10 protein-coding genes are annotated in these 12290 nt (G+C 72.4%); 2 read left to right on the top strand and 8 right to left on the bottom strand.

Going from position 1 to position 12290, the window contains the following annotated elements:
• Nucleotides 1-27: 27 nt before the first annotated feature.
• Nucleotides 28-1212 (bottom strand): RNA polymerase sigma factor, encoded by a 1185-nt coding sequence (locus HNP84_RS07925; RefSeq protein WP_185048722.1) that lies wholly within the window; start codon nucleotides 1210-1212, stop codon nucleotides 28-30.
• A 3-nt stretch (nucleotides 1213-1215) separates the two neighbouring features.
• Nucleotides 1216-1554, bottom strand: a complete 339-nt coding sequence (locus tag HNP84_RS07920) for a YciI family protein (RefSeq protein ID WP_185048721.1) — start codon at nucleotides 1552-1554, stop codon at nucleotides 1216-1218.
• 134 nt (nucleotides 1555-1688) lie between these two features.
• Between HNP84_RS07920 and HNP84_RS07915 the strand changes: the two genes are divergently transcribed.
• The gene (locus tag HNP84_RS07915; protein WP_185048720.1) at nucleotides 1689-2843 is read left to right on the top strand and encodes an epoxide hydrolase family protein; all 1155 of its coding nucleotides are present in this window, start codon (nucleotides 1689-1691) and stop codon (nucleotides 2841-2843) included.
• Between the two features lie 107 nt (nucleotides 2844-2950).
• On the top strand, nucleotides 2951-3751 hold the full coding sequence (locus tag HNP84_RS07910; protein WP_185048719.1) for an SAM-dependent methyltransferase: 801 nt from the start codon (nucleotides 2951-2953) through the stop codon (nucleotides 3749-3751).
• 40 nt (nucleotides 3752-3791) lie between these two features.
• Here the strand turns inward: HNP84_RS07910 and HNP84_RS07905 are convergent, their stop codons facing one another.
• The 6 genes from HNP84_RS07905 to HNP84_RS07880 form a co-directional block, all read right to left on the bottom strand.
• Complete coding sequence (locus tag HNP84_RS07905) at nucleotides 3792-6221, bottom strand: glycoside hydrolase family 95 protein (RefSeq protein ID WP_185048718.1); 2430 nt, start codon at nucleotides 6219-6221, stop codon at nucleotides 3792-3794.
• A 65-nt stretch (nucleotides 6222-6286) separates the two neighbouring features.
• Entirely contained in the window at nucleotides 6287-7318 is a 1032-nt protein-coding gene (locus HNP84_RS07900) for an ABC transporter permease (RefSeq protein ID WP_185048717.1), read from the bottom strand.
• Entirely contained in the window at nucleotides 7311-8867 is a 1557-nt protein-coding gene (locus HNP84_RS07895; protein WP_185048716.1) for a sugar ABC transporter ATP-binding protein, read from the bottom strand. Before HNP84_RS07895 ends, HNP84_RS07900 begins: the two co-directional genes overlap by 8 nt.
• A gap of 39 nt (nucleotides 8868-8906) precedes the next feature.
• The gene (locus tag HNP84_RS07890; RefSeq protein WP_185048715.1) at nucleotides 8907-9974 is read right to left on the bottom strand and encodes a sugar ABC transporter substrate-binding protein; all 1068 of its coding nucleotides are present in this window, start codon (nucleotides 9972-9974) and stop codon (nucleotides 8907-8909) included.
• Between the two features lie 25 nt (nucleotides 9975-9999).
• A complete protein-coding gene (locus tag HNP84_RS07885; RefSeq protein WP_185048714.1) occupies nucleotides 10000-10743 on the bottom strand; it encodes an SDR family NAD(P)-dependent oxidoreductase in 744 nt (247 codons plus the stop codon).
• A complete protein-coding gene (locus tag HNP84_RS07880) occupies nucleotides 10743-12062 on the bottom strand; it encodes an L-fuconate dehydratase (RefSeq protein WP_312924102.1) in 1320 nt (439 codons plus the stop codon). Before HNP84_RS07880 ends, HNP84_RS07885 begins: the two co-directional genes overlap by 1 nt.
• Nucleotides 12063-12290 lie beyond the last annotated feature (228 nt).

The raw sequence follows: 12290 nt of genomic DNA, 5'->3' as shown, positions 1-12290 counted from the left end.
CCGGGTTCACGGTCGGTTTCCCGCCGCTCATCCCGGCGCTTGCGGGCCGGTGCGCAGCTCGCGGAGGCGGCGGGCGAGGAAGCGGCGCTCGGCCTCGGTCACGGTCAGGCCGAGCGCCCTGTCGTACGCTGCCCGCGCCCCCTCCACGTCGCCCAGGCGGCGCAGCAGCTCCGCCCGGGTGGAGTGGAAGTAGCGGTATCCGTCCAGGTCGAGGGCATCGACGAGCGCCAGCGCCGCCTGCGGCCCCTCGGTCTCGGCGACGGCCACGGCCCGGTTGAGCGCGACGACCGGAGAGCCGGTGAGCTCCCCGAGCCGGTCGTACAGGGCGGCGACGGCGGGCCAGTCGATCCGCTCCTCGGCCTGGTGGGCGGCGATGGCCGCCTGCACCGTGTAGGCGCCGCCGCCGCCCCGCGCGAGGGCGCGGTCGAGCAGCCCCAGGCCCTCCCGGATCTGGGCGGTGTCCCACAGGCCGCGGTCCTGCTCCGCCAGCGGGACGATCTCGCCGTCGCGGACGCGGGCGGCCCGGCGCGAGTCGTGCAGCAGCATCAGCGCCAGCAGCGCGGCGACCTCGGGCTCGGCGGGCATGAGGCCGAGGAGCACCCGGCACAGCCGGATCGCCTCGGCCGCGAGGCCGGCCCGCGCGTCGCCGTACCCCTGATTGAAGATCAGGTACAGCACCGCGAGCACCGCCCCCAGGCGCGCGGGCAGCGCCTCCCGGCGGGGGACCGCGAACGGGATCACCGCCGCCCGGATCTTGGCGCGCGCCCGCGACAGCCGCCGCTTCATCGTCTCCTCGCCCACCAGGAACGCCCGCGCGATCTCCGCGGTGGACAGCCCGCCCAGGGCCCGCAGCGTGAGCGCGACCTGGGCCTCGGCCGCCAGCGCCGGGTGGCAGCACATGAAGAACAGCTCAAGCCGCTCGTCGGGGATCGTCGTGCCGTCCATGGTCACCTCCACGGGCTCCGGGCGGTCCAGCAGCCGGATCTTCTGGGCGTGCGCACGTTCGCGCCGGAGCCGGTCGATCGCCCGGTTGCGTCCGGTCACCACGAGCCAGGCCCCCGGGTCGTCCGGGGGCCCCTCGCGCGACCAGCGCTCGGCCGCGACGGCGAACGCCTCCTGGGCGGCCTCCTCGGCGACGTCCACGTCACCGGTGTAGCCGACCAGGGAGGCGAACACGCGCGCCCACTGCTCGCGGAAGACCTCCTCCAGCACGGGCTAGAACTCCACCAGCGGGCGCACCTCCACCGACCCGCCCATGCGCACGGCCGGGACGCGGGCCGCGACCTCCAGGGCGGCGTCGAGATCGGCCGCCTCGACGATGAAGAACCCGCCGAACACCTCCTTGGTGTCGGCGAACGGCCCGTCGGTCACCAGCAGCTCGCCGCCGGCGGAGCGCACGGTGGTGGCGGTTTCGGCCGGTTGGAGCTGCTCGCCCCCGATGACCCGCTCGTCCGCGCGCAGCGCGATGTACTCGGCGTTGACGGCCGCGATCTCCTCCTCGCCGAGGCCGGCGTAGGACTCGGGCAACAGGTTGATCAGCAGTGCGTACCTCATGTGCGGTCTCCTTCGTCCTGTCCGGCGTCGCGGCCCGTGCCGCCGCCGGTCACTCGGTCACAGGACGAGCGAAGCCCGCTCCGGGGGACAGGCGGCCGGTGTGATGTCGATCACATTCGCGTAGCGTGGCCGTCATGGACACCAAGAGCGCTGAGATCCGGCCGTTCACCCTCCGCTTCCCGCAGGACGACCTCGACGACCTGCGCGATCGGATCGGCCGCACCCGGTGGCCCGCCGAGCTTCCCGGGCGGGCGTGGAGCAAGGGCGTCCCCGTCTCCTATCTGAAGGATCTGGCCGCGTACTGGCGCGACGGGTTCGACTGGCGGGCGCAGGAGGCGGAGCTGAACCGCCACCCGCAGTTCACGACCACGATCGACGGGCAGAACGTGCACTTCCTGCACGTCCGCTCCCCCGAGCCGGACGCGCTGCCGCTGATCCTCACCCACGGCTGGCCGGGCTCGGTGTTCGAGTTCCTGGACGTGATCGGCCCGCTCACCGATCCCCGCGCGCACGGCGGCGACCCGGCCGACGCCTTCCACCTGGTGATCCCGTCGATCCCCGGCTACGGCCTGTCCGGGCCGACCTGCGACACCGGGTGGGACGTGCGCCGGATCGCCGCGGCGTGGGCCGAGCTGATGGACCGGCTGGGCCATCACCGGTACGGCGCGCAGGGCGGCGACTGGGGGTCCGTCATCTCCCGCGAGCTGGCCGTGCTCGCCCCGGACAAGGTGGCCGGGGTGCACCTGAACTTCCTGCTCACCTTCCCGTCCGGCGACCCCGGCGAGGTGGACGCCCTCACCGACGCCGAGAGGGCCCGCCTGGGCGAGCTGAAGCGCTTCCAGAGCGAGCTGAGCGGCTACATGCGGGTCCAGTCCACCCGCCCGCAGACGCTGTCGTACGCGCTGGCCGACTCCCCGGTGGGGCAGCTCGCGTGGATCGTGGAGAAGTTCAAGGAGTGGACCGACTCCCGCGAGCTGCCCGAGGACGCCGTGGACCGCGATCGGATGCTGGCCAACGTCACCCTCTACTGGCTGACCAACACCGGCGGCACCTCCGCCGACCTGTACTACGAGTTCGCCCGCGCGTGGACGGCGCCGGAGCGGTGCACGGTGCCGACCGGGGTCGCGGTCTTCCCCCGCGAGATCGCCGGGCCGGTCCGGGCCTTCGCCGAGCGGATGAACCGGATCACGCACTGGTCGGAGTTCGACCGGGGCGGCCACTTCGCGGCCATGGAGGAGCCGGACCTGCTGGTGGGCGACGTACGGGCGTTCTTCCGCACGCTGCGCTGACCGCGCCCGCACGCCCCGTCACCGATGATCGCCGGCGGGGCGTGCGGTGTATTCTGCGCGCGAACGGTCCACTGATCCAGCGCGGCAGGCACCTCCCGGAGCGTGTGGTGATCCACGAGCACTCGGCCCCCGACGGCGTCGATGTCACGGTGCCGAACCCGGCGCGCGTCTACGACTACGCGCTCGGCGGCAAGAACAACTACGCGGTCGATCGCGAGGCCGCGGAGAAGGTGTTCGCGGCGGCGCCCGAGATGCGGGCGATGGCCCGGCAGAACCGGTGGTTCCTGGGGCGGGCGGTGCGGTTCCTGGCCGAGTCGGGGGTGCGGCAGTTCCTGGACATCGGCTCGGGCCTGCCCACGCAGCAGAACGTGCACGAGGTGGCGCGGGAGACCCTGCCCGACGCCCGGGTGGTCTACGTGGACCACGACCCGGTGGTGGCGGCGCACGGCGAGGCGCTGCTGGCCGACGGGCGCAACGCGGCCTTCGTCCGGGGCGACCTGCGGGCGCCGGAGGAGATCCTGGCCCACCCGGAGGTCGAGCGCCTGATCGACTTCCGCGAGCCGGTGGCGCTGCTGCTGGTCGCGATCCTGCACTTCATCCCGGAGGAGGAGCGCCCGCTGGAGCTGGTCGAGCGGCTGGCCGCGCCGCTGGCCCCGGGCAGCCACATCGTGGTCAGCCACGTCACCAGCGAGTTCAGCCCGGTGGAGGTGGGCCGGCTGGTGGCGCTGTCGGCCCGCGCCGGCGCCCCGTGGGTGGCCAGGGACCGCGCGGGCGTGCTGGCGTTCTTCGACGGGTTCGAGCCGGTCGAACCGGGGCTGGTCACCGCGCCCGAGTGGCGGCCCACGGTGGCGCGCGAGGTGGACCGGGAGAAGATGTTCGTGTACGCGGGGGTGGGCCGCAAGCCGTGAGGGCGGCCGGGCCACGCCGGCCCGGCCGCCCGGCTAGGCGTCAGGCGCCCGGCCGCACCTCGTAGGCCCCCGAGGGCCGGGTGTCGAAGACGACCACGTTGGGCTCCGGCCGCTCCACCGGCACCGGGCGCCCGCCGGAGGTCACGGTGACCGGCGCGGGGGTGCGCAGCGTGACCTTGCGGCCCAGCCGGGAGCGGATCTCGCCGCGGTGCACGTCGCCGCCGCGCCATTCGAGGTCCACCTCGAAGCCGCCGCGGGCCAGCAGCCCGCTGAAGGCGCCGTCGGGCCACTGCGCGGGCAGCGCCGCGAGCAGGTGGATCTGGTCGCCGTGGCTCTGCAGCAGCATCTCGGTGATGCCGGAGGTGCCGCCGAAGTTGCCGTCGATCTGGAACGGCGGGTGCAGGTCGAACATGTTGGGCGCGGTGCGCGCCGGGATGAGCAGGTTGCTCAGCCGCTTGTACGCCTCCGCCGCGTCCAGCAGCCGCGCCCAGAAGTTGATCTTCCAGGCGAGGGACCAGCCCGCGCCAGCCTCGCCGCGGAGCTGCAGGGTGCGGCGGGCCGCCGCGGCCAGCTCGGGGGTGAGCCGGGGGTCGATCTGGTCGCTGGGGAACAGGCCCCAAAGGTGCGAGATGTGCCGGCTGCGCGACAGCGCGGCGTCGCCGCGGTAGTCCTCCAGCCACTCCTGGATCTGGCCGAGGTGGCCGATCTGGGTGGGCGCGAGCCGTTCCCTGGCCGCCCTGGCCTTCTCCCGCAGCTCCTCGTCGCGGTGCAGCACGGCCGATGCCTGCTCGAACGCGCTGAACAGGTCGCGCAGGATCTGCATGTCCATGGTCGGGCCCGCGCAGATGCTGACGTTCTCGTCGCCGTCCTCGTGGTGGCCGACCTCGGGCGAGTGCGAAGGGTTGGTGACCAGGTAGCCGGTCTTCGGGTCCACCTGGAGGGTGTCCAGGAAGAACCGCACCGAGCCCTCGATCAGCGGGAAGTGCTTGCGCAGCGCGTCCTCGTCGCCGGTGTAGAGGTAGTGCTCCCACAGGGTCAGGCACAGCCAGGCGCCGCCGGTGGGCCACACGCCGTAGAAGGCGAAGTCCACCGGGGCGGTGCCGCGCCAGCCGTCGGTGTTGTGGTGGGCCACCCAGCCGCTCGCGCCGTAGTGGGTCTTGGCGGTCCGCGCGCCCGACTCGGCCAGGTCCTCGATCAGGTCGAACAGCGGCTCGAAGGTCTCGATGAGGTTGGTCTTGGCCGCCGGCCAGTAGTTCATCTCGCAGTTGATGTTGATGGTGTACTTCGACTCCCACGCGGGGGTGAGCGAGTCGTTCCAGATGCCCTGGAGGTTGGCCGCGTGGCCGGGCAGCCGGGAGCTGGAGATGAGCAGGTAGCGGCCGTACTGGAAGTACAGCGCGGCGAGCTGCGGGTCGGCGTCGAGCTGACGGCGGGCGATGCGCTCGTCGGTGGGCAGCTTGGCGATGTCGGTGGTGCCCAGGTCGAGGGAGACCCGGCCGAACAGCTCCTTGTAGTCGCGCTCGTGCTCGCGCAGCAGCACCTGGTACGGGCGGGAGGTGGCGCGGGTGAGGTGCCGCATCGCCTCCTCGGCGGCGTCGCCGCTCACGTCCTTGTAGCTGCGGTAGCTGGTGGCCATGGAGATGAGCAGCGTGACCGCGTCCGCGCCCTCGACGATCAGCTTGCCCGCGTCGGTGCGCACCGCGCCGCCCTCGGCCTCGGCCCGCGCCAGCGCCCGGAACCTCACCTCGCCGGGGCGGCCCTGGGTCTCGCCGCTGATGCCGTCCAGCGCGATCGTGCGCGCGTCCACGACCGCGGACGAGGAGCTCTGCGGGCTGGTGAACGCCGCCTCGAACCCGATCGAGCCGGGCTTGTCGGCGGTCAGCCGCACCACGAGCACCTGGTCGGGCTTGCTGGCGAACACCTCGCGGGTGTACCGCACCCCGCCTATCAGGTACGTGACCGTGGTGACGGCCCGGGTCAGGTCCAGCTCGCGCCGGTACTCGGTGAACTCCCCCGCCCCGGGGAAGGTCAGCGCCAGGTCGCCGAGCACCTGGTAGGGCGCCTGCTCGGTGGGCTTGCCCATGAACTTCTGGTCGGCCAGGTTCTGCGCGGCCTTCCACTTCTCCTCCCAGACCAGCCGCCTGATCTCGGGCAGCGCCGCCAGCGCCTCGGGATTGTCGTAGTTGTGCGGGCCGCCCGCCCAGAGGCTGTCCTCGTTGAGCTGAAGGCGCTCGGTGGCCACGCCGCCGAACACCATCGCGCCCATCCGCCCGCAGCCGACCGGCAGAGCCTCCAGCCACTGCGCGGCCGGGCGGGGATACCACAGGGTCAGCGGGTTGGCGCCGGGCTCGCCGACGCGGGAGGAGGTCGCGGCAGAGGCGTGCGCGCGGTCGGCGCCGGCGACAAGCAGGGAGCCGGCCGCCGCGCCGAGGCCGGTCGCGAGCACGCTTCTGCGGGAATAGTCGGTCATGAAGTTCCCATCGCTCGGGCTTGCAGGGGTGCTGTGGGAGTGAGGGGGCGGGACGTCCCGCGCGGCTACTCCTGGGCCTTGCCGCCGGTCAGGCGGGACAGGACCAGGGCGACCAGGATGATCGCGCCGTTGAGTGCCTGGATCCACTGGGCGGGCACGCCGGCCAGGGTGAGCACGTTCTGGATCATGTAGAGGAGCAGGATGCCGGTGAACGCGCCGAACATCGTGCCCTTGCCGCCGTTCAGGCTGACCCCGCCGATGACGGCGGCGGCGAAGACGGTGAAGATGGCGCCGTCGCCCTGCGCGGCGGCCACCGAGGCCAGCCGCCCGGAGAGCATCAGGCCGCCGAGCGCGGCGATCACGCTGGCCGAGACCAGGGCGATCCACAGCACCCGGTCGGTGCGGATGCCCGCGGCCTTGGCGGCGTCCACGTTGCCGCCGATGGCGTACAGCGCGCGGCCGAAGCGGGTGTAGCCCAGCAGCACGATCCCGCCCGCGAACAGGATCAGGCTGATCCAGATGGAGACGGGCACGCCGAACCACAGGGCCGTGCCGAGGTAGAGCATCGACTCCGGGAGGTTGAAGAAGGTCTGGCCGCCGGAGATGCCGGTGAGCAGGCCGCGCAGCACGATCAGCATGCCCAGGGTGACGATGAACCCGTTGAGGCCGAAGCGCACGATGAACAGCGCGTTCAGCGCGCCGATCACCGCGCCGACGGCCAGCGTGATCGGCACCGACCACACGCCGTCGAGCAGGCCGAGCCCGGCGCCGGAGCCGACGGCGACGGTCAGCCAGGCGGCCACGCCGGGGGCCAGGCCGAAGGTGGACTCCAGCGACAGGTCCATCTTGCCGGTGACCAGGATGACCGTCTGCGCGAGCACGAGCAGCGAGATCTCCGACATGGTCTGCAGGATGTTGATCAGGTTGTCGCCCTGCAGGAAGATCGGATTGACGATCTGGCCGACGATCGCGATGACCACGATGGCCGGGATCAGGGCCAGGTCGCGCAGCCGGGCGAGCCTGATCCGGCCGCCGCGCCGGGCCTGCCCCGCGGGTGGTGCGGCGGCCGCGGCGAGGGCCGTCTTGGTCTCAGGCATTGAGGTTGACTCCTTCCATGGCGGCCACCACCTCGTGGTCGTGCCAGCCGGCGGGGATCTCCGCGACGATGCGGCCCTGGAACATCACCAGCAGCCGGTCGCACAGGCGCAGGTCGTCCAGCTCGTCGGAGGCGATCACCACGCCGGTGCCCTGCTCGGCGACCTCCTCGACCTTGCCGAGCAGGAACTCCTTGGACTTCACGTCCACCCCGGCGGTCGGGGTGATCAGCACCAGCAGCTTGGGGTCGTTGGCCAGCGCGCGGGCCATGACCACCTTCTGCTGGTTGCCGCCGGACAGGCCCATCACCGGCAGTTCGGGGCCCGGCGTCTTGATCGCCAGGTTGCCGATCATCTCCTCCGCCAGCTCGTCCCGGCGGCGGTTGCTGATGAACCCGGCGCTGCCGAGGCGGTCCTGGATGGTCATGGTCGCGTTGTCGGCGATCGACATCATCGGGACGAACCCCTGGTGGTGCCGGTCGCGCGGGACGAACCCGGCCCCGGCCGCCAGCGCGGCCGGGACGCTGCCCGGCTTGGGGCGGCGGCCGGCCACCTCGACGGTGCCGGCGTCGGCGGCGCGCAGCCCGACGACGGTCTCGGCGACCTCGGTCTTGCCGCTTCCGCCCGCCCCGGCCAGGCCCACGATCTCCCCGGACCTGACCTGGAAGGCGACGTCGCGGTAGGTGTCGCCGCTGGTCAGGCCGCGTACGTCGAGCACCACCGGGGCCTCGGCCGCGGGCGGCTTGCGGCCGGAGGGCTCCTGCAGCCCGGTGGCCTCGCCCGCCATCGCGGCCACCAGGTCGGCGCGGGGCAGCTCGGCCACCGGCCGGGTGAGGATGTGCCGGGCGTCGCGGAACACCGTCACCGTGTCGCAGATCTCGTAGATCTCCTGGAGGTGGTGGCTGATGAACAGGAACGTGACGCCCTGCTCCTGGAGGGACCGGATGCGGTCGAACAGCCGGTTGATGGCCGCGCCGTCGAGCTGCGCGGTCGGCTCGTCCAGGATGATGAACCTGGCGCCGAACGACAGCGCGCGGGCGATCTCCACGAACTGCCGCTGCTCCACGCTGAGGTCGGCGGCGGGGCTGCGCACGTCCACGTCCACCGACCAGGTCTCCAGCAGCTCGGCGGCCTTGCGGCGCAGCCGGCCCCAGTTGATCAGCCGGGCCCGGTTCAGGTCGTGCCGGTGCAGGTACAGGTTCTCCGCGACGGTCAGCTCGGGGATGATCGTGGATTTCTGGTAGACGCAGGCGACCCTGGCCCGCCAGGCGTCCCGGTCGGCCAGGCGCGGCGCCGGCTCGCCGCCGAAGCGCACCTCCCCGCGGTCGGGCGCCTGGAGCCCGGTGAGGATCGACACCAGGGTCGACTTGCCCGCGCCGTTGCGGCCGACCAGCGCGTGGGTCTCGCCCGGCATGATGGTGATCCCGGCGTCGTCGAGCGCGACCGTCTCGCCGTACCGTTTGGTGATGTGCGCCGCCTCGGCCACGGGCCGGCCGCTCCGGGCCGGTCCCGCGCCGGTGGCGGCGGCGGGCGCGTCCCCGTGGGCCGCCATACCGCCTCGCCTCCTAGTGAGTGGGTCCTGAGGTCGGGCTCAGTTGAGGTTGTTGCCCCACAGCGACTTGTCGTCGTACTTCACGCTGGGGACGCCGCCGAAGGTCGCGCCGTCGGCGGTGACCAGGGGCGCGGAGAGCTGGTCCTCCAGCAGGCCGGGGCGTACCTGGATGATGGTGCTGTCGTGGTCGGTGGCGCCGGGCTGGAACGTCTTGCCCTCGATGGCGGCCTTGGCGTACTCCAGGGCGTACTTGGCGTACTGGTCGGCCGGCTGCGACACGGTGGCGTCGATGTTGCCGGCCTCGATCTCCTTCAGCTCCTGTGGGATGCCGTCGTTGGAGATGACGAACACGTGCTTGGGGTCGCTCGGCGGCACCAGCAGGCCGCGCTGCTTGAGCACCTGGAGCGTGCCCGACAGCGCGAAGCTGGACTGCATGTAGATGCCCTTGATGTCGGGGTTGGCGGTCAGCCGCGTCTGCAGCTTCTGCGAGGCGAGGGCGCCGTCCCAGTTGGTGGCCTCGCCGAACACCGTGATGTCCGGGTAGTTGGCCTTCATGCACTCGTTGAACGCCTCGGTGCGGTCGCGGCCGTTGATCGAGGCCAGGTCGCCCTGGAGCATGACGACCTTGCCCTTCTTGCCGAGCTTCTCGCCCAGGAAGCGGCACGCCTTCTCGCCGTACGCCCGGTTGTCGGCGCGCACCACCATGTAGGCGTCGCCCTGCTCGGGGCGGGTGTCCACCATGACGACCGGGATCTTCTTGGCGTTGAGCTGGGCCAGGGTGGGCGCGACGGCCGCGGTGTCCTGCGGCGCGAGGATCATGCCCTTGACGCCCTGGCTGGTCAGCGTCTGCACGTTGGCGGTGAGCTTGGCGATGTCGTTCTGGGAGTTGGTGGTCTTCAGCTCGGCGCCGATCTCGGCGCCGAACTTGGGGACGTACTGGATGTAGGAGTTCCAGAAGTCGGTGTCGGAGCGGGGGTAGTCCACGCCCAGCACCGGCTTGGCGGCGGCGTCGCCGCCGCCCGTGGTGGCCGTGTCACCGCCGCTGCCGCAGGCGGCGAGAAGGCTCGCGGCCAGGGCGAGTACCGCTCCTGTTGCGAATTTCCTCATGGGGGTTCCCTTTCGGAGGGGGGTGTCACCTGCGCAGGCGCAGGCCGTGCATGCCGCCGTCCACGGCGAGGTCGGTGCCGGTGGTCGCGCCGGCGAGAGGGCTCGCCAGGTAGGCGATGGCCGCGGCGACCTCCTCGGCCGACACCAGGCGGCCCATGGGCTGCCTGGCCTCCAGGGCGGCCCGCTCGGCGGCGGGGTCGGCGGCGTCGTCGAGCAGCCGGCCCACCCACGGGGTGTCGGCGGTGCCCGGGTTGACGCAGTTGACGCGGACGCCGTCGCCGATCAGGTCGGCGGCCATGGCGCGGGTCAGGGCCAGTACGGCGCCCTTGGTGGAGGAGTACAGCGCCCGCTGGGGCAGCCCGGCGGTCGCGGCGATGGAGCAGGTGTTGACGATGGCCGCGGCCCGCGAGGCGCGCAGGTGCGGCAGCGCGGCCCGGGTGACCCGGACCAGGCCGAAGACGTTGACGTCGAACACCCGCCGCCACTCCTCGTCGGGGTTGTCCTCGACGCCGCCCTGGGCGCCGATCCCGGCGTTGTTGACCAGGATGTCCAGGCCGCCCAGGCGCTCGGCGGCCTCGGCGACCGCCGCTCGTACGGACGCGTCGTCGGTGACGTCGGCCTTCAGGCCGAGCAGCGGCTCGGGCACGGCCGGGTCCAGGTCGAGGCAGGCCACCCGCGCGCCGCGTTCGGCGAGCAGGGTGGCGGCGGCCAGGCCGATGCCGGAGGCGCCGCCGGTCACCAGGGCGCGCAGCCCGGAGAACTCGCTCATCACACGGCCTCCGCCACGGGGGTCGCCCATTCGGGGCCGTCGGGGTAGGCGAACGCGGCGCGCGAGGCGGGGTGGATCTCGGCGCCGGCGCCGGGCAGCTCGGGGGCCAGGTAGCGGCCGTTCCTGATCCGCACCGGGTCGGTGAAGTGCTCGTGCAGGTGGTCCACGTACTCGATCACCCGGTCCTCCATGGACCCGGAGACGGCCACGTAGTCGAACATCGCGAGGTGCTGCACCATCTCGCACAGCCCGACGCCGCCGGCGTGCGGGCAGACCGGCACCCCGAACTTGGCGGCGAGCAGCAGGATGGCGATGTTCTCGTTCACACCGGCGACGCGGGTGGCGTCGAGCTGGAGGATGTCCAGCCCGCCCGCCTGGAGGAACTGCTTGAACATCACCCGGTTGTGGGTGTGCTCGCCGGTGGCCACCTTGATCGGCGCGACCCGCTCGCGGATGGCGGCGTGGCCGAGCACGTCGTCGGGCGAGGTGGGCTCCTCGATCCAGTACGGCTCGAACTCGGCCAGCGGCTCCATCCAGGAGACGGCCTGGCCGACGCTCCACGCCTGGTTGGCGTCCACGGCGATGCGCACGTCGGGGCCGACGGCCTCGCGGGCCAGCCGCATGCGGCGCACGTCGTCGCCGAGGTCGGCGCCGACCTTCAGCTTGATCTGGGTGAAGCCGTCGGCGACGGCCTCCTTGGCCAGGCGCACCAGCTTGTCGTCGGTGTAGCCGAGCCAGCCCGGGGTGGTGGTGTAGGCGGGGTAGCCGTGCGCCTTCAGGTGGGCGATCCGCTCGGCGCGGCCCGGCTCGGCCCGCTTGAGCAGGGCGACGGCCTCCTCGCGGGTGAGCGCGTCCTCGATGTAGCGGAAGTCGACGACGTCGGCCAGCTCCTCGGGCGACAGCTCGGCCAGCAGCAGCCACAGCGGCTTGCCGGCGCGGCGGGCCCGCAGGTCCCACAGCGCGTTCAGCACGGCCCCGGCCGCCATGTGGATGACGCCCTTCTCCGGGCCGAGCCAGCGGATCTGGCTGTCGCCGATGAGCCGGCGGGAGACGCCCCCGAGGTCGCCCAGCACGTCATCCACCGGCAGGCCGGTCACCATGGGCGCCAGCGACCGGATCGCGGCGACCTCGATCTCGTTGCCGCGCCCCACGGTGAACGCCAGCCCGTGCCCCTCCTGGCCGCCGCTGGTGCGCACGATCACGTACGCGGCGGAGTAGTCGGGCTCGGGGTTCATGGCGTCGGACCCGTCGAGGTGACGCGAGGTCGGGAAGCGGATGTCGTGGGCTTCGACGTCGATGATCAGGTCGGTCACGTCCACCGGCCTCTTCCGGCGTGGTCGTTGCGCACGGCCTGGAACCCCCTTGGGATCGTCAGTTGGATGTTTCCGGTAAGTGAAGCAACCTTCACGACGTGAACATGGGATGTCTTTGTATGCCGGTTAGAGGTCCGCTGTCTAGACCTCCCACGAAAAAACCCGCAAACCACCCAAGAGACACCGCCTTACCGCATCTCGTCGGGCCTGTACGGGCGTAGACAGCCCATGTCT

The sequence above is a fragment of the Thermocatellispora tengchongensis genome (assembly GCF_014202315.1).
Lineage (GTDB): Bacteria > Actinomycetota > Actinomycetes > Streptosporangiales > Streptosporangiaceae > Thermocatellispora > Thermocatellispora tengchongensis.
The sequence above is the reverse complement of the archived record's forward strand: the minus strand, read 5'-3'. Positions and strand labels throughout refer to the sequence as shown.